17 protein-coding genes are annotated in these 24,713 nt (G+C 44.2%); 8 read left to right on the top strand and 9 right to left on the bottom strand.

What is annotated here, in order from left to right:
- Nucleotides 1-222: 222 nt before the first annotated feature.
- The 5 genes from M1P97_RS21990 to M1P97_RS21970 form a co-directional block, all read right to left on the bottom strand.
- Nucleotides 223-2,595 (bottom strand): response regulator, encoded by a 2,373-nt coding sequence (locus M1P97_RS21990; RefSeq protein WP_249390211.1) that lies wholly within the window; start codon nucleotides 2,593-2,595, stop codon nucleotides 223-225.
- Between the two features lie 49 nt (nucleotides 2,596-2,644).
- A complete protein-coding gene (locus tag M1P97_RS21985; protein WP_249390210.1) occupies nucleotides 2,645-3,439 on the bottom strand; it encodes a DUF6261 family protein in 795 nt (264 codons plus the stop codon).
- A gap of 825 nt (nucleotides 3,440-4,264) precedes the next feature.
- The gene (locus M1P97_RS21980; protein WP_249390209.1) at nucleotides 4,265-5,482 is read right to left on the bottom strand and encodes a sugar MFS transporter; all 1,218 of its coding nucleotides are present in this window, start codon (nucleotides 5,480-5,482) and stop codon (nucleotides 4,265-4,267) included.
- Between the two features lie 10 nt (nucleotides 5,483-5,492).
- On the bottom strand, nucleotides 5,493-5,834 hold the full coding sequence (locus tag M1P97_RS21975) for an L-rhamnose mutarotase (RefSeq protein ID WP_075558471.1): 342 nt from the start codon (nucleotides 5,832-5,834) through the stop codon (nucleotides 5,493-5,495).
- 92 nt (nucleotides 5,835-5,926) lie between these two features.
- Nucleotides 5,927-7,411, bottom strand: coding sequence for a DUF4153 domain-containing protein (locus M1P97_RS21970; protein WP_249390208.1), 1,485 nt, complete (start codon nucleotides 7,409-7,411; stop codon nucleotides 5,927-5,929).
- A 159-nt stretch (nucleotides 7,412-7,570) separates the two neighbouring features.
- Between M1P97_RS21970 and M1P97_RS21965 the strand changes: the two genes are divergently transcribed.
- Nucleotides 7,571-8,053: a ferritin gene (locus M1P97_RS21965; RefSeq protein ID WP_195374542.1), complete on the top strand. Its 483-nt coding sequence runs from the start codon at nucleotides 7,571-7,573 to the stop codon at nucleotides 8,051-8,053.
- A 166-nt stretch (nucleotides 8,054-8,219) separates the two neighbouring features.
- On the opposite strand, the gene M1P97_RS21960 is transcribed toward M1P97_RS21965, so the two are convergent.
- The 4 genes from M1P97_RS21960 to M1P97_RS21945 are packed head-to-tail and all read right to left on the bottom strand — an operon-like array spanning nucleotide 8,220 to nucleotide 11,951.
- A complete protein-coding gene (locus M1P97_RS21960; protein WP_394803938.1) occupies nucleotides 8,220-8,921 on the bottom strand; it encodes a GDSL-type esterase/lipase family protein in 702 nt (233 codons plus the stop codon).
- A gap of 22 nt (nucleotides 8,922-8,943) precedes the next feature.
- Nucleotides 8,944-9,882, bottom strand: coding sequence for a glycine betaine ABC transporter substrate-binding protein (locus M1P97_RS21955; protein WP_249390207.1), 939 nt, complete (start codon nucleotides 9,880-9,882; stop codon nucleotides 8,944-8,946).
- Nucleotides 9,883-9,912: 30 nt separating this feature from the next.
- A complete protein-coding gene (locus tag M1P97_RS21950) occupies nucleotides 9,913-10,728 on the bottom strand; it encodes an ABC transporter permease (RefSeq protein ID WP_075558476.1) in 816 nt (271 codons plus the stop codon).
- Nucleotides 10,725-11,951 (bottom strand): quaternary amine ABC transporter ATP-binding protein, encoded by a 1,227-nt coding sequence (locus M1P97_RS21945; protein ID WP_249390206.1) that lies wholly within the window; start codon nucleotides 11,949-11,951, stop codon nucleotides 10,725-10,727. Before M1P97_RS21945 ends, M1P97_RS21950 begins: the two co-directional genes overlap by 4 nt.
- Nucleotides 11,952-13,021: 1,070 nt before the next feature.
- On the opposite strand from M1P97_RS21945, the gene M1P97_RS21940 reads away from it, so the two are divergent.
- The 7 genes from M1P97_RS21940 (at nucleotide 13,022) to M1P97_RS21910 (ending at nucleotide 24,707) form a co-directional block, all read left to right on the top strand.
- Nucleotides 13,022-13,870 carry a DUF3298 and DUF4163 domain-containing protein gene (locus tag M1P97_RS21940; RefSeq protein WP_129732468.1) on the top strand — a complete coding sequence of 283 codons (849 nt, stop codon included), beginning with the start codon at nucleotides 13,022-13,024 and terminating at the stop codon, nucleotides 13,868-13,870.
- 9 nt (nucleotides 13,871-13,879) lie between these two features.
- A complete protein-coding gene (rsmG, locus tag M1P97_RS21935; RefSeq protein WP_195374538.1) occupies nucleotides 13,880-14,500 on the top strand; it encodes a 16S rRNA (guanine(527)-N(7))-methyltransferase RsmG in 621 nt (206 codons plus the stop codon).
- Nucleotides 14,497-15,135 carry an MBL fold metallo-hydrolase gene (locus tag M1P97_RS21930; RefSeq protein WP_195374537.1) on the top strand — a complete coding sequence of 213 codons (639 nt, stop codon included), beginning with the start codon at nucleotides 14,497-14,499 and terminating at the stop codon, nucleotides 15,133-15,135. The genes rsmG and M1P97_RS21930 overlap by 4 nt, the downstream gene beginning before the upstream one ends.
- Before the next feature lie 14 nt (nucleotides 15,136-15,149).
- Nucleotides 15,150-18,002: an aminomethyl-transferring glycine dehydrogenase gene (gene gcvP, locus M1P97_RS21925; RefSeq protein WP_195374536.1), complete on the top strand. Its 2,853-nt coding sequence runs from the start codon at nucleotides 15,150-15,152 to the stop codon at nucleotides 18,000-18,002.
- 19 nt (nucleotides 18,003-18,021) lie between these two features.
- On the top strand, nucleotides 18,022-19,134 hold the full coding sequence (locus tag M1P97_RS21920) for a glycoside hydrolase family 10 protein (protein ID WP_249390205.1): 1,113 nt from the start codon (nucleotides 18,022-18,024) through the stop codon (nucleotides 19,132-19,134).
- 112 nt (nucleotides 19,135-19,246) lie between these two features.
- On the top strand, nucleotides 19,247-20,635 hold the full coding sequence (locus tag M1P97_RS21915) for an MFS transporter (protein WP_195374534.1): 1,389 nt from the start codon (nucleotides 19,247-19,249) through the stop codon (nucleotides 20,633-20,635).
- Between the two features lie 847 nt (nucleotides 20,636-21,482).
- Nucleotides 21,483-24,707, top strand: a complete 3,225-nt coding sequence (locus M1P97_RS21910) for a SusC/RagA family TonB-linked outer membrane protein (protein WP_249390204.1) — start codon at nucleotides 21,483-21,485, stop codon at nucleotides 24,705-24,707.
- Nucleotides 24,708-24,713: the final 6 nt, after the last annotated feature.

Raw genomic sequence — 24,713 nt, 5'->3', positions numbered from 1 at the left:
TTTTATCTATCAGTATTTTATAAAAAAACGTCAGACTTTGTCTTATATTGTTCAGATGAAATTTATACTATATACTGACGTCTCAACTTCTACCCTATTGCTTACTTTGGATAGCAAAAGAAAAAATCTGCGCTCCATGCCTCTTTTGTAGTAGAGAATAGGTTTTAGTCAGAGGCATGGAACGGGTACTGTCGGCTCGCTTGCCGTCCAGATACCTATAATTTAACGCAGATATGTATTCAGAATCTTCATCAGAGCCTTTATATCGATCGGTTTCGACAGATGGTTATTCATTCCGGCCCTGACGGCATTCACGATGTCTTCTGAAAAAGCGTTCGCAGTCATGGCGACAATGGGCAACCGGGTCATATTCAAGTTCGGAAGGAGACGAATCTTCTGTGTTGCCTCATAGCCATCCATCACAGGCATTTGGATATCCATCAGGATCAGGTTATAGTAGTCGGTAGGAACTTTTCTCATTATTCCGACAGCTTCGAGTCCATTTGTAGCGGTATCGACCGTAGCACCTGTTGCCGAGAGGATTTCGATAGCTATTTCACGATTCAATTCGTTATCTTCGACTAGCAAAATACGTTTATCGGAATAGTCGGCATCGGACAGTTTGAATACGTTATCCGGTGTCACTTCCTTTTTCCCTTCGTGGGTAAAAGACTTTAGTATACGGACCAGTTTCGATTTATAGACAGGCTTTGTCATATAGGAATCAATCTTCATAGTGCGTGCTTCTTCTTCATATTCTTCGATATCATAGTTGGAAAGAATTATGATCGGGATATGCATTCCCAATATCTTCCATATATGCCGGATTGTTTCCAAGCCGTTCATGCCGGGCATTTTCAGGTTGATGACAATGGCAAAATAATCTTTGCCTTCCTCATAGTCCTGTTCGATTTTTTCCAGGGCTTCGGGGCCAGAACAGACATAATTGCAGGGGACACCTATTTCGTCGAGGTAACGACAAGTAGTGATGCAGGCAAGTTCATCATTGTCGATTATCAGGATACTCTTTCCGTTGGTATTGATCCATTCATCGGTGATTTGTTCCCTGTAAGATAAAGGAATACTGATCGTAAAACGCGATCCTTTACCGTATTCGCTTTCTATCTCTATATCTCCGTCCATTATTTTTACTATCTTGTAACTGATAGACATTCCCAGACCTGTTCCCTGGATATTTGTTATTTTATCATCGTTGGCGCGTTTGAAAGGAAGGAATATTTTGTCGAGGAATTCAGGCTTCATACCGATGCCGTTGTCTTCAAAAATGAATTTGTACATTCCAGTTTGCCGATCCAGTTCCTCTTCTTTTATCGTTATATTTATCAGACCTTTTTCCGGGGTATATTTGATAGCGTTGGAGAGTATATTCATCAATACCTGGCTGATACGTTGAAGGTCGCCCCACACATTTTCATGTTTAATATGTTGCATATAGATATGCAGGGAATGTTGTTTGCTTCGGGTTTGCGGTTGCATCATAACGACCAGTTCCTCTATGAGGTTGCCGATGTTGATATCCTGTTTCGACAGTACCAGTTTGCCGCTTTCTATCTTCGACATATCCAGTACCTCGTTGATCAAGCTCAGAAGCAGTTTCGACGAACTGTCTATCTTGCCCAGACAGTCGAGAACCTTTTCCTGATTATTTATATGGGCTTTCGCGATCATCGTCATTCCCATGATTGCATTCATCGGAGTACGGACATCATGACTCATATTGGAAAGGAAATTCAATTTAGCATTATTAGCCTTCTCTGCCAGCCTCAACGCTTCCTGCAATTGTATGGATTGCTGTTTGAGTTTTTTCTGCAATTCATACTGTTCCGTAACATCGATATAGACGAAGAGATAAATCGGTTCGTCGGCTTCCCAACGGATACATTTTCCACTGATCTGCATGCAGACGTCTATGCCGTATCTGTCTTTCGTGTGAAATGTGAAATAGACAGGCTGGCCTTGCCGCATGTGGAGAATATTCATTTTGAGTATGCTCTTTCCATCGTCGGATATGGAGGAAAAAGGGATGTAAGAGGTAACCTCGTTTTCACCCAATCCGACAAAATCGGCAAATTTCTTGTTTGCTTCAAGCAGGACAAAACGACCATCGCGGCATATTTTCTGCTGGGAGACAAACCCGGGAATGCTTTCATAGGTGATCGATTTGATAAGCTGTTCCTGCATGCTGTCGTCGATGTCGGTCATCACAGTATAAGCTATATTGACACCGTCGATAAGTTGGTCGGTAAACGTGGTGGCTATCTTTACCCATTTAAAGCCGCCTTTTACCGGCATACGGACTACTGCTTCGTATCCATTTATCTGATTTGCAATGGCATTATGAATTTTATCGGTTATTACCCGGGCTGTTTCCGGACAATCAGCCAGATATAAATCCGGCCGATTGTGGAAAAGTTCCTCATATTCTTTTTTAGGATATCCTATTAGTTCGTAATAAGCATCGTTTGCCCAGAGAACGGTAAAATGTTCATCCAGTAAATGCTTGCTTACACTTACTCCCATTAATTTTGCCAATAGACTATATTCTAATTCAAAATTGGATTGTAAATGATTCATCCTTTATTTTATATTACAATTTGAGTTTATTTCTTGATCACTAATCGACTCATTCTATCACGGGACGGTCGTCTTCATTGCCACCGCTGCCGGGAAATGGAGTATTACTTTTGCCGCCGTCGAGTTTACCTCCGGCATTCTTACCATAACGGTCGGATAGTTTGATACGATATTCGTCGATCATGGCGTTCCACCAACTGAAAAGTTCGAAATATTTGTCGTTACCGTTGCGGCGGGTGTAGGAGTTTAGTTCGTCTACAAGCTCGTCGTATGCCTTGGCCAGTTCGGCACGGGTAAGTTCGGGCTTGCGGGGGCGTTTATATCGTCTGCTCGCTAAGATCTTATTAATGACCACATCTGCACTTTCTTTATTAATTACTTTAAGGGAAGCCAACTGGTCGGTAAGTCCGAGTGTCGTTACTTTACCTTTATAGATATCTGTTTCAAGCAGATTGATGAAAAGTTCAGTATCCTGTATCAGGTTTTCAATTGAAAGGTTACGGCATTTTCTAAACCCGCTCGTACCCGCATCGACAGAAATAGCAGCCCTTCGCTTTTCGTCGATACGTGATTTTTTGTATCCATCAACTACGCGAAAAATAACACTCCGATTATTTAAATTCTCATTTTTTAGTCTTTTAGCCTCTGCTGTATATTCATTGATACAACGTTTGACGATGCTGTTTGCATATTCATCCGTACAAGTATTGAATACATCGAAAAACGATTTAACCGGCTCGATTACCCCGTCGGTATCATTCATTTTCTGAATGATAGATTTTGCTGCATCTAAGAATTCACCGTTTCTTAACTGTGATTTCGGAAAAGTCTGGATCTTTGCCATAATTGTATTTTTTTTAAGATTGATAAAATGGATTGATTATGTTGTTCCGCAGAACCGCGGTTCAGCCAGTTTTGATGAAAAACTACTGCCAAAGTAGTTGGAAGTAGCAAAAGCTATTGAAAAGGCCATTTCCACCCCCTTTGGAGAAGCAAAAAATGTTCGTCAACATACACCGCGGAGCTTTGACGGGGTAAAAAGTTAAATATAGTTTCACCAAATATCCGCGGTGAATGTTTTACTGTTTTTGTAGCCTCGCCGTAGAGTTTGAGCGAGTAATTTCGGGATAGACAAATTTCGGCGACCGATTTTATCGCAAGATTATCATTGCGAAACTTCTGAACGCAGAACTTCGGCGAATATTGACTTTGGGTTGCAGCGGGATTTGCAAGGCGAAGGAATATTTGTTGTTGTGTTCTTTTTGGGTTGCTTATGTCGCTTATTTCCATCAGAGAGTTATTAAATTGTCTTTACTAGGCCGACGAATAAATGACTAGTAAAAACGGTCGTTTTTTTTAGTCATTCTGAGGGCGAAATAGGCAATAAGAAATTGAACGAAATTTCAAGCTTTAAAAAATTGATTATCAAGGATTATTTTTTCTTGATAGCTATTGTTTTTTAAAAGTTTCTCATTAGCTTTGCAATGACTAAAAAAAACGACCCTTATTTTTAGTCATGCCAATTAACATTCGTGCCTTTTATTTTTCAAGTCACAAAGTACAATTTATCCACTGTTTTTTAACAATTGTTTTTTTCTTTCTCCGGAGAATTGGAAAAAGAATGTTAAGGTTCTGATTCTCTATTTGGAACGTACCATATTGTATAAATTCATTTGCACTTAATAGCAAAATAAAGAATATAAAGGAAAGCAACCAACGGTACGAAGAAACCGATTGCCATATTTTCCGCTCCGATATACCCCATCAACATCGGGCTGAATGCGCCACCGGCAACTCCCATCACGATATAAGAAGAAGCCTTCTTGGTGAAGCCCCCCATACCTTCCAGACCTAATGCAAAAATGGTCGGGAACATGATCGACATAAAGAAGAAAGAAAGATAAAGCGCGTACAAAGAAACCGTTCCGGCCGAGACAACCACCAGAGCCATACAAACGGCATCCGCCAGGGCGAACCAGGTCAACAGCTTACCGGGCGACATCCATTTCATCGTGAAGCTACCCGACAGGCGGCCGATCATAAACAATGCCATACCGCCGAAAGCCAGGATACGCGAGGCCTCGATATTCGTCATTTGCGGGTCGAGTTCTGTCACATAGTTGATGAAGAAACTGAAAATCCCGGTCTGCGCCGCACAGTAGCAGAACTGGGCAACGACCGCACGCACGAACTGGCGGTGTTTCCAAATGCTGGTGGCAGGCAATTTCACGTCCGCCGGGGTTTCTTCCTGATCCTCCACTTTGACTTCCGGCAGGCGGGTAAAGAAGAAGAGGACGGCAACCAATAGCACGATACTTCCTACGAGGATGTAAGGCTTTGTCAATGCAAAGGCATCGCCCTCAGCACCTCCGAAGATCAACGCCCCACCGACCAACGGCCCAAGTATCCATCCCAATCCGTTGAACGACTGCGAGAGGTTCAGACGTTGTGCGCCCGACTCCGACGGTCCCAGGATCGTGGAGTACGGATTAGCTGCCGTCTCCAATATACACAGTCCGCAGGCGATGATGAACAGCGCGACCAGAAAAGGCGTGGCCGAATGCAGGAACGCTGCCGGGATGAAAGCGAACGCGCCGGCCGCAAACAGCAACAGGCCGAGGATGATACCTTTCTTATATCCGTAGCGTTTCATAAACATTCCCGCGGGAAGAGCCATCAGGAAATAGGCGATATAGGTAGAGAATTGCACCAGTCCGCTTTCGGCCTTCGTCATGGTGAATGCGCCCTGGAAATGCTTGTTCAGTACGTCGAGCAATCCGTGAGCGAATCCCCACAAAAGGAACAGGCTGGTGATAAGTATAAAAGGCAGTAGGTATGATTTACCGTTCGGGGCGGCGAATAAGCTTTGTTTGTTTTTCTTTTCCATTTGATTATTTTTATTCGGGAAGTTTGAATATGCGATCCATGAGCTGCCATTTCTCGGCCGACGAAGCACCGGGGGCGACCTGCTGGTAACGGGCTACAAAGTCTTCCCATTCGGCCTGCCGGTCGAGGGTGGCGAGGCGGGCGAAGGCGGTATCCCAGTCGAAGTCGTCGGGGGTTTCAAGGATCATGAACAGGCGGTTACCGAGGCGGTAGATCTGCATATCCAGTATGCCTACTTCGCGGATACCCTGGCCGATCTCCGGCCAAAAATTCTCAGGCGAGTGCCAATACATGTATTCCTGTATCAGTTTTTCGTCGTCTTTCAAGTCTAATGTCTGACAATATCTCTTCATAACTATAATATTAAGGAAATGCAAAGGTACTATTTTCTGTTAATAAATGAATCCATAATCAAGGCGTCCGGGAATGCCGGACGCCTGACAGGTTATTTCTTTTGCAGGTAACAGGCCGGGGTCATGTAAGAAACCCGATAGGCTGAATCGGGCGAAGAGCGGTAAAGACTGATCGTCTGGAAAACGAGCTTTGCCGAGTCCATATCAAACTCAAGAAGAATGGGGAAAGCCTCTTCGGGGATGGTGTCGCCGGGCTGGATGCCTGCTTTGGAGAGCTGGTTATTCCAGAAGGTGGAGATATCTTCGCTGTAAACAGTATCTTCTGCTTTGTTAAAAATATAAAAGGTATCCCGCTCGATGGTCGTCCACATGCCGTTGGCACTTCTGTATCCGCTGACAGGTATCAATGTCCGGTAACCGGAAATATCGACCGGGGCGTTGCCATCGAGCTCTATGAAGGAACGGAAATCGTAGGTCGTCTCCTTCGGGGGATAATTGCCGCGCCGGGTTTGTGAGATCCGTTCGATATCTTCTGCCGTGATACCGGGTATATAGGTCACGGCCGACAGAAAAACGATAGCCAGGCATGCCGCATACAGGTAACGCCCCCACTGCCGGGTGAAAAATAGTGCGACAAGGCCGGTCAGGATGCCCCCGACCGCCACCAGATAAACGCGCGGCTCCGTAAAGCCATACTCGTTGATGCGATAGTAGACACCGATCCAGTACATCACCAATGCGGGTAATACGGCTAAGCTGGCATACCGGTAAAACCAGTCGTAATACCGTTTCGAAAGAAAGACCTGGCATCCCTTCAAAATGAAGGTAGCCGAAACGAAGCTGACAACGATATAGGCAACCGCCCCTTTCGGCAGCGACCAGAGGACAGCAACCTTGATGAAGTAAAGATACAGGATCACCGCATAGATCAACAGGGCCGGCGAAAGTACATAGTTCAGTAAAACCTCGAACAGGCGGTTGCGGCTCTCCGCCCCTTCCTCTTTCGCCTGGTTGAACATCAGGAACAACAGGGGCATCGCGCACATATATATAATATAGGCGGCTTCGGTATAGAACCGCCGGTCGCTTCCCTGCCATATCTCGAATATATATTGTATGGAGACGTAAATAGAAACAGCCAACAGGTATGCGATACCCGCTAACAGTCCGGCCGACAGCATAGCTTTCATATACCGGAGGGCGACGCGCACGAATTCATCGTTCTCTTTCTTTCTGCTGCTCACCAAGTAAATGAGTTGCACCACGACAAGCGATACGAGGTACCGGGGTGTCCATATCCTCTCCATCGTCCACCAGAAAAAAGGCAGGCAGAAGAGAGCGGACATGTAATAGATCCAGCGGTAGGACGTCTGCGAGAAGAGTCCGTTCAACGTATATGTCGCCAGGAACAGGACAGGAAAATAAACCAGCGGGGTTTCCAGAAACTTATAGTCGTATCCACTTTCGAAATGGATGCATCCCAGCAGTGCGAAGGCAACCGACAACAGTACCTCCACCGGATGCAAACGGATGGCCAGCAGTAACCGGGCCATCAGTATCTCTATTTTCTTTTTCATATACGATATTTTTAGTTATAAAACGAAGATAAGGATTTCTTATTACATTAATATAAAGCATAGCATATATCCAGTGCAACAAATCGTATTCTACCCGAACAAATCCGGAAGCTGTTTGTTTTATAAATAAAACTATAAACATATATAAAACATACAGCTATGACTTTAAGTAGAAAATTATCCGATGCTCTTAATGAGCAGATCCTTGCAGAGATGTGGTCTTCCAACCTTTATTTGTCGATGTCCATTCATTTTGCCCAGTTGGGTATGGACGGTTGCGCACACTGGATGAAAAAGCAGTCGCAGGAAGAATTGGAACACGCGTATTCGATGATCGATTATTCAATCAAACGGGGTGGACAGGTTAAACTGGACCAGATCAATGTGGTTCCGACAGCCTTCGGTACACCGCTGGAGATATTCGAACATGTATACCAGCATGAAGTACATGTATCCGAGTTGATCGACAAACTGGTAGACGTAGCCGCAGCCGAGAAGGACAAGGCTACCCAGGATTTCCTGTGGGGTTTTGTACGTGAACAGGTTGAAGAAGAAGCAACGGCCAAAAATATTGTAGAGAAGCTCAAGATGTATGGCGAACATCACATCGCCATTATGGATCATCACTTGGGTAAAAGATAAATATGGGTTATTAGTTATTATTGATTTTTTCTGTTAAAATCCGGCTTGTTGCTTTTCTGCCATTAAGCAGCATCCGGTAAAAATAAAAAATCCATCCGGAAGAAATTCGTTTCCCATCCGGATGGATATTTTTTTGCCCGCAGGTATTTCTTATTTAACCCATTCTCTATTCTAATGCTTTCATGATCGCTTTTCCCCAAAGCTGCCCTAAAACGGCTGCGCCCTTCTCATTGGGGTGAAGGTAGAAAGTTCCGGCATTCCCGTCTTCGGGGAAAAGATCCGTTTGATAATTTTCTTTGAAATAATCGAAGCCATCGGTATCCCCCACAAAAACCTGGCCGGGGAAACGTTTGCCGTAGTCCGCCACCAGCGATTGCAATACAGGATAATAGTTCTGCAAACGGTTCAGTCCTTCTTTCAGGTACATCGCTCCGTTATAGGTGTTCGGGCTATACCATACCGGACGATGCAGGACAATCTTGCAATTCGGATATAACGCCAATAACTGGTCGACGATCGCCTTCATGTTCTCTCCATATTTTTCCGGGGAAGCCGGGGCACCGTTCGGGCCGGTAATCGCGCTGTCGTTCGTTCCGAGCATAATGGAGAAGACCAGCGTTGCCCATGTTTCGTCCGCGAACTTGTCGGCCGCCGCTTTTGCTCTCGGGAAAAGTTTTTCCGCCTGGGGCAGATAGTCGGTAGTCGTACAGCCGCTCACGCCCTGGTTTGAGTACTTCACCGAAGTAACGGAGGGTTGTTTTGTCAGGTACAGGGCAGCCTTGACGGGCGGAGCATCGTGCGTAGGGTTCTTGATCAACGCTCCTTCCGTTATACTGTTTCCTATAAATACGACATTCAAATTTTTCATATTCTCTCCTTTTATAAAAGGACTACCGATTGCCAGTGCCAGCAACAGGCATGTTATTTTCCCGGTCAGTTTCATATTCGTTTTGCAGAGTTAATTGATTTGTTTGCGAAGATAAAAATAAATCAACTATTTCCGGATGCTTTTTCAACCAAACTTTCGCTCCTTCCAATTCCTGCATCGGATACTGCTCCATGATGTCCATAAGCTCACTCAACTGGTCGCCGGTGAACTTGAAGTTACGGAAGAACCGGGCCACATCGGGATGTGTTTGCGAGAAGCCTTTGGTGGCAACGGCTGCAATATGTTCGGCATTCCCGTAAATTCCTTTGCTATCTTCCAGAAACTTCAAATTATACCGTGAAAACATCCAATGGGGCATCCAGCCGGTGACGACGATCCATTCATTATGCTCGACCGACTTCTGCAAAAAAGCGGTCATAGTCGGCCCGCTCGATGGCATCAGCTTCAGTGACAGATCGTATTCTTTGACGACATCTTCCGTCAGGTTCATCAGGCTGGCACCGATATCGATACCGATAATTTCGTTGTTGAAACGTTCCTTATTCGTCTCCAATTCCTCTATCGTATTGATTGTTACGTAGGAAGGGACAGCCAAACCCAAGCGGGCATTGTCGAACGGCACACCGACTGTTTCCAACCGGTCGCCGTATTGCCGCATGTAGTCGACATGCGTATTCGGAAGCCAGGCATCCAGGAAAAGATCTACTTTTCCCGCGGCGACTGAAGTAAAGATAGGTGCTATGTCCGCATTTTTCAACGTGACTTTGTATCCCTGCTCCTCCAACATCGCTTTAGCCAGGTAGCTCATGGCAATCCCTTCCGACCAGTTCACGTAGCCGATCGAGATCTCTTTCGGATCTTTCTCCCGACTACACCCGGACAGGAACATAATGACTGCCAGAAGCAGGACTAAACTGATAAGTATAACTAATCTTCTCATAAAAATTTCTTTTTTGTTAATCACTCGGGATTATCTTTTACGGACAAATCCCTGGGTTATACGGTCGAGCACGATAGCCAGAATCACAACGGCTATACCTCCTTCGAAACCGAGTCCGATCTTCATCTGGGTAATTCCTTTCAATACGATCTCGCCCAAACCTCCGGCAGAAATCATTGCTGCGATCACCACCATAGACAAGGCCATCATGATCGTCTGGTTAACCCCGGTCATAATCGTCGGCAATGCCAGCGGCAACTGCACCTTAAACAACAACTGCCGCGAAGTCGCTCCAAACGACCGGGTCGCCTCCACAATATCCTCCGGAACCTGACGGATACCAAGGTCTGTCAGGCGAACCACCGGCGGCATCGCAAAGATCACTGTGGCAAAAGCTCCCGGTACAGGTCCCAGCCCGAAAAACAACACGGCAGGGATCAGATAAACGAAGGCAGGCATCGTCTGCATCAAGTCCATTAGCGGACGAATTATTTTGGCGGCAATGTTGTTACGTGCTGTCCAGATCCCCAACGGTACACCCAGTACCAGGGCGATAACCGTAGAGGATAAAACCAGCGCCACCGTTTGCATCGTCTGTTCCCAAAAGCCCATCCCATAGATAAGGAATAACCCCAGCAGGGTAAGTACCGCTGTACCTTTTCCCGCTTTAAACCAGGCTAAAACGGTCAGTGCCAAGATCATCACATAAAACGGTATCCATAATAAACCGTGTTGGAAGCCGTCGATAAAGCTACCGATGCCATTATTTATTATATCAAAGAAAGGGGCCCAATGTTCTGTCAGCCAGTTGATGGCTATTTCTATATATTGTCCGATATTAATCATAAGTCTATTGCGTTTTGAATTATTTCTTCTATTTCTTTCTGGTCTTTTCCGGTCATTTCAATGATGATGGCAGAGGGGGAGACAACTCCGATCAGCCGGTTCTCGCCATCGACAACAGGTAAAGCCTGCCGTACTTTCGGTAGTAACGGAAGCATATCCTCTACCGTCGTATTCTCCAATACGGAAGGGACTTCCTTAAGGACTATGGAAGCAACATCTTTACTTCCCTCTTTTCGCAACTTCAGGACATCCTTATATTGTATTTCACCGATGAACTGATCCTCACTTCCTATTACCGGCAAGGCGTATAGACGTTTCTCGCGCATCTTGCGCAGGATAGTCTCAGGGCCTTCTTTCCTGAGTCTGACCACGACCGGCTGTTTCAGCATGATAGAAGATGCAGTGACGATACGTCCCCGGTCTACGCTTTCTGTAAAACGGGTGACATAGGCGTTGGCCGGATCTGTCAGTATCTCTTCGGGGGTACCGACCTGTACGATCTCGCCATCCTTCATAATTGCGATACGGTCGCCGAGCTTGATCGCTTCGTCCAGGTCGTGGGTAATGAAGACAATCGTCCTTTTCATCTTTTCCTGCAACAGGAGCAACTCGTCCTGCATCTGTTCGCGGATAAGCGGGTCGAGGGCGGAGAAGGCTTCATCCATCAGAAGCACCTCCGGGTTGTTTGCCAGTGCACGGGCCAGCCCGACACGCTGTTGCATACCTCCCGACAATTCGTCCACCCGCTGCTTTTCGTATCCTTTCAGGCCTACAAGCAAAACACTTTCCTGCGCTTTCTTCTCCCGTTCTTCTTTAGGAACACCCTGCAACTCCAGGCCAAACGACACGTTACTCAACACCGTACGGTGGGGTAACAGTCCGAAATGCTGGAAAACCATAGCCAGTTCTTCCCTGCGTATTTGTAATAACTCTTTATCGGATGAACGGGTGATGTCAACACCGTCCAGACGGATCTCCCCCATCGAAGGTTCGTTCAGCCGGTTAATGCATCGCAGTAATGTCGATTTTCCGCTACCGGAGAGTCCCATGATTACGAACATCTCTCCTTCTTCTATCTCCAGGTTGGCGTTACGTACAGCTACAGTGCATCCTGTCGCCTTGAGGATCTCCTGTTTACTTTTTCCTTTTAAAATCATCTTTTTCGCTTTGGCCTTCTCAGGTCCGAAAAGGATGGATAAGTTTTTTATTTCAATTTTTGCCATATATATTTTGGGTTTATGATACAACGATCTTAGTTCCCCGAACGCATCGTTCAGACAAGTATTATTCTATGCCGGATTCATCGTGTGAGTCCGGCAAATTTCAAACCGTAAAATTTTGAATTATTTTATCTCAGGTGGTGGCTTTTACTCTATGCCACATCTATAAAACAAGCAAACGTTGATTTAGTTCATTTAAAGCGCATTTATAAATAGGATGGTTCTTTTCAGAGCAAATATCTATTAATTTCCAGGCCGAAGTGTTACCGGATAATAAATAAACATACCCATTTCTTAATAAGACTTCTAAACTACCTTGAAATTCAAGAATATGAATGACATCTAAAAAATATATGATATTTTTGCGGGAAGAAGTCTCCGGCAAGATCAATGCAGTATCTGTTTTCAGAAACATACCATACATGATTCAAGGCTAACAAACTATCCATCAATTCCCTGACTGGATAAAACAAAAAAAAGCGTGGAAACTGTTTATATATAGACATTGAGGCTCTCGACAGGCCCCCCAACAATATATATAACAGTACCACGCTCTTATCCATATACACGAATCAATTTTAAACAATTCTATATTGTGCATAGATAGACAAGAACATCTGCATTTACTGCCTATTATTTGTTGGGAATGAAATTGTCGAGATTTCAATGCCAAATAATATTTAAAACGCTTATGTCCAATAAAAAAAGCGACACGCATTGCAACTCCTTGCATTTCATGCGCGGGACAAAGATAAGCAGAAGATTTAAATAATCAATTTTTCGTAAAAAAATATATGCTAAATCTTCCATAAACAGACACTATACCGCCTGTTTCCGTTATGGCTGATTTTACCATATGACATCAATCTGATCGTTTCAACAGCAATATGATTAGTTAAAAAATATTACCCGGTAGACTAATTTCATTTACCCGGTATATTAATCCTATTTACATGGCATAGTATGACAAATTGATAGGTGGAGAAGATTTATAAAATCGGTTATCTATTCGGTAATTCGGAGATAAACATGTACATTTGCAATTTAAAGTATAAAATTAAATCTGTATCACAATGAAGACGCAATTATGCCAGAAATTGGTGGCTCTATTTCTTATAAGTATTTTTGTCAGTGGTTGTAATATCGGGACAAAAAAGACAGCGGATAATGATATAAAATTCGACTCGATCAGTGTGGATAAAACCTATCACCTGCTTGAAAATCCGGAGAACCCGAATTGTAACCTGCAAATAAACTTTACATTCCCGGTACAGTCAGAGAATAAAGAGATACTGAAAAAGATCCAGCAGCAATTCGTGTCATCTTACTTTGGTGATAACTATGAGACATTGTCTCCCGAAGAAGCTACCGCCAAATACACGGAAGATTATCTGAACAGCTATAAAGAATTGGAAGAAGAATACAAGGCTGAAGTTGCGAAAGCAGATGAAACTCCGGTCGGAGCCTGGTTCTCTTACTTTGAAATGTCGTCGGATGATATTGCTTATAACAAGAATGATATCCTGAGTTATACGGTCAACTTTGATAACTACACAGGCGGTGCGCATGGTGCACACTCGTTCACCAACCACGTCATCAACACAAAAACAGGAGATCTGATCAAAGAAGAAGATATATTTATCGAAAACTACCAGGACGATCTGGCCCAGATATTGGTAGACCGGATTGCCAAACAAAACAATGTTGATAATCCTAAAGAACTGGAAAGTGTTGGATTTTTCAGTGTAGAAGAAATTTTCCCTAATGGGAATTTCCTGATAGACGACTATGGTATTACCTATACATTTAATGAATATGAGATCGCAGCCTATGTAGTCGGTGCAACGAATGTACATCTTCCGTATGAAGAAATACAATACTTGCTCAAAAAAGATAGTCCGATCGCTCATCTGGCATTTTAAAAACAATCTATGGAACTTATAAAAACTTATTTTCCGGAGCTAAGTGAAAAGCAACTGACACAGTACGAAGCTCTGTATGATTTATATACTGATTGGAATTCAAAGATCAACGTCATATCCCGTAAAGATATAGAGAATCTGTATCCGCATCATGTGCTCCATTCGTTGGGGCTGATTAAAATGATGAAGTTCAAAAACGGCTCTACCGTAATGGATATAGGTACAGGGGGCGGATTTCCGGGAATTCCCCTGGCAATCTTCTTTCCGGAAGTGCAGTTCCATCTGGTCGACAGCATTGGAAAAAAGATCAAGGTCGGACAGGCGGTAGCGGAAGCTATCGGTCTGAAAAACGTAACTTTCCGCCATTGCCGTGCCGAAGAAGAAAAACAACAATTCGACTTCGTTGTCAGCCGGGCCGTTATGCCTTTGGGCGATCTGATCAAAATTTCTCGTAAAAACATAAAAAAGGAACAGCAGAACGCACTTCCCAACGGACTGATTTGCCTGAAAGGAGGCGAACTCCAGCATGAGATACATGCTTACCAAAAGCAAGCGATCGTAATCGAACTGGGGGAGCATTTCAAAGAAGAATTTTTCCAAACTAAAAAAGTAGTATACGTACCGCTATGATTACAATACAAGCATTTCAATTTAATTACTTTCAGGAAAACACCTTCGTATTGTATGACGATACGAAAGAAGCAGTCATTATCGACTGCGGTTGCTGCCGTAAGGAAGAAGAGAAAGCACTGAGTGACTTTATTTCTGAAAATAAGCTGATAGTAAAGCATTTGCTCTGCACCCATCTTCATCTGGATCATGTTTTCGGTAATCCGTTTGTGTATAAGACATATGGCCTGAAGCCGGAGGCAAACAAGGCGGATGTTGAACAGCTTCCTGCTCCTGAAGAGCAAGCGAGACTATTCGGCGTTCCCGGTAAAATGGAAAATATTCCGGTTGGGAAATACCTGACAGGTAATGAAGTGGTTAAATTCGGGCATTCCGAATTGGTGGTACTTACTGTTCCCGGACATTCACCCGGAAGTGTAGCGTTCTATAATAAGAAAAACGGCTTTGTCATTGTGGGCGACGCCTTGTTTGCAAACAGTATCGGACGTACAGACCTGTGGGGCGGAAACCAGGAAGTCCTGATAGCTGCTATTAACGACAAGCTGTTATCTCTTCCGGACGAAACAGTCGTTTATCCCGGTCACGGTCCGGAAACAACAATCATTGACGAAAAATTAAACAATCCTTATTTATAAACACATTAAATACTATGGACACAAATAAATTTGTAAACCGCCATGTCGGCATTGCAAAGGAAGATATTCCGGCTATGCTTGAAGCTATCGGTGTTAAATCGGTTGACGAACTGATTGACCAGACCATTCCGGCCAATATCCGTCTTAAAGAACCTCTGAATCTTCCGGAACCGATGACGGAACGGGAATATGCCGAACATATCTCTGAACTGGCATCCAAAAACGAAGTATTTACATCCTATATCGGCATGGGCTGGTACGATACCATTTGCCCTGCCCCTATTCAGCGGAACGTATTCGAAAATCCAGCATGGTATACTTCCTATACACCGTATCAGGCAGAAGTATCGCAGGGACGTCTGGAAGCTTTACTTAATTTCCAGACAGTGATCAGCGAACTGACCGCATTGCCTCTTACCAACTGTTCCCTGCTGGATGAAGCAACTGCTGCAGCCGAAGCTGCTACCATGTTCCACGGTAGCCGCAGCCGTGCACAGGCTAAAGCCGGAGCCAATACATTATTTGTAGATGAAAATGTATTCGCCTCCACACTTGCAGTTATCAATACCCGTATGATCCCGCAAGGCATCAAGGTGGTAACAGGTGACTACAAGACATTCGAATTCACTCCTGATGTATTCGGTGCAATCGTTCAATATCCGAATGCGAGCGGTTCGATTGAAGATTATAAGGAATTTGTAGCCAAAGCTAACGCTAACGAAACCCGTGTAGCCGTAGCAGCCGACCTGATGAGCCTGGTATTATTGACACCTCCAGGCGAATGGGGAGCAGATGTCGTATTCGGTAGCAGCCAGCGTTTCGGTATCCCGATGTTCTACGGTGGTCCGTCTGCTGCATTTTTTGCAACAAAAGACGAATATAAACGTGCTATTCCGGGACGTATCATCGGTATTTCGAAAGATGCTTACGGACATCCGGCTTATCGCCTGGCTTTGCAGACACGCGAACAACACATCAAACGTGAAAAAGCAACATCTAATATCTGTACCGCACAGGCTCTACTTGCTACAATGGCCGGATTCTACGCCGTTTATCACGGTGCAGAAGGTCTGCGTGATATCGCCGGACGCATCCATGCATCAGCAGGCTTCCTGGCAGCTGAACTTGAAAAGCTGGGTTACAGACAACTGAATAAGGATTATTTCGATACGTTGAAGATCGAATTACCGGCTCATGTTTCTGTGAACGTTCTTCGCGAAATCGCATTGGAATGTAAAGTAAATCTCCGATACTTCGAAGCCGGACAAGTAGGTATCAGCATTGACGAAACAACGCAACCGACTGATATAGGTGTGTTATTATACATCTTTGCCGGAGCCGCCGGAAAAGATTATATGTTGGAAAAAGCTATTCCGGAAAAAACTTATTTCGATAAAAAATTTGCCCGTACGTCTGACTTCCTGCAAGAAGATGTATTCAAGAAATATCATACGGAAACAGAATTGATGCGTTACATTACCCGCCTGGGACGTAAAGACGTATCACTGGCACAGTCGATGATCTCCTTAGGTTCATGTACCATGAAGCTGAATTCAGCCTCAAGTATGTTGCCACTGGGCCGTCCCGAATTTCAGAATATCCACCCGTATGCTCCGGAAGAACAAGTGGAAGGTTACAAAGAGTTGATTGAAAATCTTTGCAACTATCTGACAGAGATCACCGGATTTAAGGGAGCTACCCTGCAACCGAACTCTGGTGCTGCCGGCGAATATACCGGTCTGCGTGTAATCCGCGCTTATCTGGAAAGTATCGGACAAGGACATAGAAACATTGTCCTCCTTCCGGCTTCCGCACACGGTACGAATCCAGCCAGCGCAATCCAGTGTGGTTATACAACCGTTACTGTTAAATGCGACGAAAACGGAAATATCGATCTGGAAGACTTCCGTGCCAAAGCAGAAGAAAATAAGGAGAACCTGGCAGCAACCATGATCACTTATCCTTCCACACACGGTATCTTCGAAGTCGACATCAAAGAAATGTGTGATATCATCCATGCATGCGGTGCACAGGTGTATATGGACGGTGCCAATATGAATGCACAGGTAGGACTGACCAACCCGGGTACGATCGGTGCCGACGTTTGTCACCTGAACCTGCACAAAACATTTGCTATTCCTCACGGTGGCGGTGGCCCCGGTGTAGGTCCGATCTGCGTAGCGGAACATCTGGTTCCGTTCCTGCCGTCTCATCCGGTATTATGGGGTTGCGATCAGAATACAGTATCTTCCGCTCCTTACGGTAGCGCAGGTGTTCTTCCTATCACATACGCTTATATTCGCATGTTGGGAACAGAAGGACTGGAAACAGTAACTAAAACGGCTATCCTGAACGCTAACTATCTGGCTTCTAAATTCAAAGATACTTACGGAATCGTTTATACAGGAGCCACAGGACGTGTCGGCCACGAGTTGATCCTCGAATGCCGTGGTGTAAAAGAAGCATCCGGCATCGATGAAGGCGATATCGCCAAACGCCTGATGGACTTCGGCTATCACGCTCCTACACTTTCATTCCCGGTACACGGCACGCTGATGGTCGAACCGACCGAAAGCGAAAGCAAGGCCGAACTCGACCGCTTCGCCGAAGTTATGGATTGCATCTGGAAAGAGATCAAAGAAGTAGAAGAAGGAAAAGCTTCCAAAGAAGATAATGTGCTCAAAAATGCTCCGCATCCTGAATACGAAGTAACAGCCGATGAATGGAAGCATGAATACCCTCGTAGTAAAGCAGCTTTCCCGCTGGAATGGTTGCATGACAGTAAATTCTGGATCAATGTGGCACGCGTAGACAACGCTTATGGCGACCGTAACCTGATCCCGACTCTCTGTGCTTGTGAAATTTAATAACAACAAACAAATCTGAATGAAAAAAGTATTTATCGCTTTAGCAGCCGTTGCATTGTTTGCAACGGCTTGCACCAAAGCTCCTGAAACAAAGATCAAAGCGTACGGCTGGCAAGGTGAAGGCGGCAAAACCACCGAAGAAACATTACAGGCCGATTTCAGCAAGTGGAAATCTCACGGTCTGGACGGTGTTTGCTATAATGCCGGTTTCAACGTAGAAAAACAGGCACGTGCCGCTAAAGTGGCTCATGCCAACGGGCTGGAATACCATGCATGGATACCTACGATGCTAAAAGGCGATGCCGACTCTACATGGTATGCCGTTAACCGTAAAGGAGAATCTGCCTACAATGTACAGGCTTATGTTCCCTACTACAAATTCATGTGTCCGAACAATGAAAATGTAATTAACTTCCTGACTGGCGAATATGAAAAGATAGCCGCTATTCCCGATGTTGATTATGTTCATTTCGACTACATCCGCTATGTCGATGTCATCCTGGCAAAAGGCTTGTGGGAAAAATACGGACTGGTAATGAACGAAGAGTATCCGACTGCCGACTACTGTTATTGTGACAAATGTGTTGCCGATTTCAAAGCAGCAACAGGTATCGATATCAAAACAGTGGAAGACCCGTCTAAATGTAAGGAATGGGCACAGTTCCGTTGCGACGTGATCACTCACCTGGTCAATCATATTGCCGATGCAGTCCATGCCAAAGGCAAAAAGGTCAGCGCTGCTGTATTCCCCGGCCCCGATTCTCATGCAAAATGGATGGTTCGCCAGGAATGGGACGAATGGAATATAGATGCCGTCTTCCCAATGAACTACAATGATTTCTATTTGGAAGATGCAGCCTGGGTTGGTAAGATCACCAAAGAAGAAGTGGATGCGGTAAATAATAAATTTCCGGTTTACAGTGGCCTTTTCATCTGCCATGACTGGCAGAACAAAGCCAATATCAAAGATCCGGAAGGACACGGACTGATCCCTTCTGAAATAGAAGAAGCAGTACGCGGAGCCATGGAAAGCGGAGCGGCAGGCGTTTGCCTTTTCACCCCGCAGGGAATGACGGACGAACACTGGAAGGCGTTCGACAAAGCTATTCACCAGACATACACGAAGAAATAAATAACTTATACAGTATGTAAACTACGCAGGTATACGCAGCTCTAATTTTCTCATCTGCTTATACCTGCGTTTTACATTTCTATTCTAAATTCTATAAACAAACAACTATCACATGAACACGACAGCAAAGAAAGAGAAAATCAAATTTAGTAAAGCGTTTTGGGTTGCCAACACCGTCGAACTTTTTGAACGTGCAGCCTACTATGGCGTATTTATCGTAATAACACTCTACCTCAGCCGTATTCTCGGATTTAACGATATCCAGGCGGCAACTATCGCCGGAACATTCTCCGCATTTCTTTATTTTCTTCCGACTTTTGCCGGAGCATTGGCCGATAAGATCGGTTTCCGTAACTCCATGCTACTGGCATTTTCCTTACTGACCATAGGCTATGCCGGATTAGGACTCTACCCAACCTGGCTTCAGTCAGCCGGATTGGTTGAATACGGGACAACGACAACATTTACCGGATTGCTTGAAAGTAATCTTCGTTATGGGATTATCCCGGTCATGATACTGATCGTAATCGGAGGTTCATTCATCAAAAGTGTGATTTCCGGAACAGTAGCTAAAGAAACAACTCCTGAAACCCGTGCCAAAGGTTTCTCCATATTCTATGCGATGGTAAATATCGGAGCTTTCTCCGGCAAAACGATTGTAAAACCGTTACGCGAAGCCTTAGGAAACGAAGGGTTGATCACTCTCAACTATTTCTCCGCCTCAATGACCTTCCTTGCTCTGATAGCGATCTGGTTCTTCTATAAGAGCAGCCAACATTCGGGAGAAGGAAAAACGTTCGGACAGATATGGAAAGCATTGATAAAAGTTTGTACAAACGGTCGACTGATCACACTGATCATTATTATTTCCGGATTCTGGATGGTTCAGCACCAATTGTATGCAACAATGCCCAAATACGTTTTGCGTCTGGCCGGTGAAGGAGCATCCCCTTCCTGGTATGCCAATGTTAACCCATTGGTTGTTGTATTAACAGTTAATCTGGTCACTCAATTAATGCGTAAGAAAACAGCACTTACCTCTATGACATTCGGTATGTTTATCATGCCTGTATCCGCTCTTTGCATGGCTTCCGGAAATATGCTCGACGGAACCACCACTATTCTGGGTATGCACCCGGTCGCCTTTATGATGGTAGTCGGTATTGTCTTTCAAGGATTGGCAGAGACATTTATATCTCCACGTTTCCTCGAGTATTTTTCTTTGCAGGCTCCCAAAGGAGAAGAAGGGCTATATCTTGGTTTCAGCCATCTTCACTCGTTCCTGTCATCCATCCTCGGATTTGGCCTTTCCGGTTTCCTGCTCAGTAAATATTGCCCGGAGCCAACGCTTTTTGCCACACATGAAGAATGGGTAGCAGCCAGTGCCAATGCTCATTACATCTGGTATTACTTTGGAGCAATCGCTCTGGTTTCTGCTTTTGCCCTGATTATCTACGGTCAGGTTGTAAAGCGACTGGATGCTTCTCGTAGCCTAAAATAAATACAAAAGTGGCTGAAAACAGAAATAGTATTTTCCTACTCTTTTTTCAGCCACTTACATTACTATCATATAATTACTATTTATTCTTATCACTTAAAACCACATCACACATTTGGATTGATTTACATACCCCATACAATATATCTACAGAAAAAATAAACATAGTTCTTGCAGAACTCAGTACCTCTATAAAAACAATTCAGTACCTGTATTAATAACGAAACTTCACCGGAATTCATTAAACTAATTTTAGTGATACTTAAAATGATATTCCGTTTTCAACAGATTAAACAGAATAGGTTATTTAATAAGAGGCTTTGAACGCTATACCTATTTGAAAGATAGGGGGAATAAGATTAATTTCTTTTCATAGGCACATTTTTTAATTAATAATACTAGTTCTCTGTAGATGGTGCGCAATATATGAAAATATTTTCAAAAATATACCAATTCCGATAAAAATAAAATTATTTTAAATAATAAATATTGATGCTAAAATGAGTTTATATATTTTATACTGAAAACGAAAGAATAAAATAGAAATACAGTCTTTTAGGTTGTTTATTTATAGAATAAAACACTAGCAAACACATCCAATTATCTATTAATCAATAGAATAAAATCAAATAGAACAGAATAAAGCTACTTGCTTTCTACTTACCATATTATTAAACCATGTTCTAACCAACAATATTTATTTCAAAACAACAGGAAACACAGGCAGATACGCACAAACACATAAGCCTTGAACGCCAAGTTCTGCAAGAACTACCGCTCTAAAACAAGCATGAATTGATCTGAAAGTGAATAAATCCTTAATAACCTAATAAATCTAAAATTCAAAAGTATGATAAGAAAACTATTTCTCAGTTTGCTATCCTTCATATTATGTACAGGAATAGCATTTGCTCAAACAAAAAAAGTAACAGGAACCGTTACCTCTGCAGACGACGGACTACCTGTTATTGGAGCATCCATTATTGTTAAAGGCACAACTGTCGGAACAGTAACAGACATGGATGGTAAATTTTCGCTGGAAGTCCCCAACGAGGGTAAAATACTCCAGATATCTTTTGTTGGCATGAACTCACAGGATGTAGCAGTAAAGCCTCAGGTTACAGTTGTTCTTCAATCCGATACGCAAGATTTGGAAGAGGTCGTCGTTACGGCACAAGGACTTACCCGTAAACAAAAATCATTGGGTTATGCAACTCAGCAACTCAAAGCAGATGAGTTAGTCCAGGTTCGTCAAACAGATCTGAATAATGCCTTGGTTGGTAAAGTATCAGGAGTTCGCTTCATCGGCTCTTCCGGTGCTACTTTCGATCCGGGTAAAATCGTATTACGCGGGACCTCTTCATTAACAGAGGCCGGAGGTAACGAACCGATCTATGTTGTCGATGGAGTTATCACCAATAATATGTCGATCAATATGGATGATGTAGCTTCCGTGAACGTTCTAAAAGGGCCGGCAGCCACTGCATTGTATGGAGCACGCGGTGGTAACGGGGCTATCATCATTACATCCAAGGGAAGTACAGGCGAACACAGTGAAATAACGGTAAGCCACACTATCGCCTGGGACAAAGCTAATATCCGCTACGACCTGCAAGACGAATACGGTGGAGGTTACTTAGGTGCTGATGCCGAAATGCCCGTATTCAAATATGATCCGAATAAACACCCGGCATACCTTCAAAAGCTGGATGGTGTCCGTTACTATGACTACAACAACGATGCCAGCTGGGGGCCTAAATTGGATGGTCGCGAATATGCCCCCTGGTATGCATGGGACCCGACAGACCCTCGATTCGGACAAACAAGCCAGTGGACTTCCCAGATGGACCTGAACGATTTGTTCCGTACCGGTGTCAGCAATACGACCAATGTAGCATTTACAAAATCAGGGAAAGATTATATGAGTCGCATTTCTTTCTCCAACGTATCCCGCAACGGTATCACCCCGAACAGTAATGCCTCACGCCGGTTCCTCTCTGTCAGAACCAGTTTCAAGCCGATCGACCGCTTAAGGGTCACTATGGATTACAAATATACTTACCGCAACAATCATAATGCTGCAGCCGAAGGATACCAGGAACTGGGAAATGCCCTCTATTCTTACGAACAGTGGGGACATACAAATGTCAACCTGAACGATCTGAAAGATTACAAACGTCCGGACGGGACATTTCGCTCATGGAATATCACCAGTCCGACCAATCTTACCGCAGCTTTCCATGAAAACCCGTTCGCCCTATTCAACGAGATCAACCAGGACAAAACATACCAGTGGCATGTATTCAGTGGAGATGCAGAATTGGATATCATTAAGAACTTGAAAGCCGGTATCCGTGTAAACGGGAATATCCGCAGCTACAAAGAGGAAGTACGTCTACCTCAAAACATACATGGGGAAGTCTCTAAATACACTCAGGATCAGAATCAATTGTCCGATATCCAGACACAGGGCCGTTTAACATGGAGCGAGCACTTTATCGACAGTAAACTTTCCGTCGATGCTGCTTTATTCTTTGAAGACCGCGTCTATAATCTGGATGAATTACAAGCTTTTACCCGTGATGGTTTGTTTATGGACGGTTTCTTCAGCACGGCAGCATCTTCCGGTTTACCAGGCGGCAGCAGCAAACTGACCAAACAACACGACCAGAGCGTTTACGGAACAGCCACCGTAGGCTGGGATAACACATATTATCTCGATTTTTCTTTACGTAACGACTGGACTTCCACACTGCATCCTGACAAAAACAGCTTCCTGTATGGTGGTGTTTCTGTTGCAGCAATAGCCAGCAACTGGATCAAAAATGCAGAGTGGCTGTCATTCTGGAAACTGAGAGCATCCATGGCACAGGTCGGCTCAACGATGAATCCTTATAATATTTATCCGACCTATGTATTAAAAAATTCCGACGGCGATCTGATCAAATACGGACAACTCTCTAATATGTGGAACAGCACGAACCTGAAAGACCTGTATATTAAACCGACCATCTCCACCTCGTATGAAGTCGGTACGGAATTCCGTTTATTTAAAGACCGCTTATGGGGAGACTTCAACTTCTATAATCGCGACTCAAAAGACCAGATCATTAATGTGAATACAACACCGGCCAGCGGTTACCGGTCACGAAAGATGAATGCAGGTCTGATCCGTAACCGGGGTATCGAATTCTCTTTAGGTGGTCAGATCATCCAAACCAAAGACTGGAACTGGGAACTGAATGCCAACCTCTCACATAACCGTAATACGCTGGAAGAATTAATCGACGGACAAGATACTTACCAAATCTATTGGAGAAGCTGGTCTTCACGTATCTATTCTTACGCAGAAGTAGGCAAACCAATCGGAGTCGTCAGGGGTTCCACATGGAAAAAAGATCCGGAAGGACGCATTGTTTTACAGGAAAGAAGCGATCCCAATCATCAGTACGGCCCGTATGCTCCTTTGGTAGAATCAACGGCACAGGAAGAATTAGGTAACATCCAGCCGGACCTGACCGGAGGTTTCTCTACTTCCCTGCGTTATAAAGATTTCCATTTGGGAATGTCTTTCGACTTTCAGGTAGGAGGAGTGATCGCCTCTGCGACCAATATGTTTGGCGAAAGTTCCGGTTTGTTAGCATCGACCACAGGTACAAACGACAAGGGTAATCCTATTCGAGCACAAGTAAAAGATGGCGGCGGTGTACGCATCGACGGTGTTGTAGAAAACCAGGATGGTTCTTATACGCCGGTTACAGCCTACGTAGATGCCAGCTATTATTTCCAAAGTCGCAAAGGAACCATTTGGGAAGACTATGTATATAAGGCCAGTTACCTGAAAATGCGCGAATTGTCTATCGGATACGATATACCACGTTCCTTCCTGCAAAAAACGAATTGTGGTGTTAAAAAAGCCAGCGTATCATTTGTCGCCCAAAATCCCTGGTTAATTTATTCCGCAGCTCCCAACCTCGACCCGTCGGAAATGGGTGCAGCAAGTTATAACTATGTTGAAGGCGGTCAGGCAGCCTCTGTACGCACATTCGGTTTTACTGTAAATCTTACCTTCTAATTTTAA

The sequence above is a fragment of the Parabacteroides leei genome (assembly GCF_023369805.1).
In the GTDB taxonomy this organism is placed as follows: Bacteria; Bacteroidota; Bacteroidia; order Bacteroidales; family Tannerellaceae; genus Parabacteroides; species Parabacteroides leei.
This window is presented reverse-complemented; position numbering and strand designations above follow the sequence as displayed.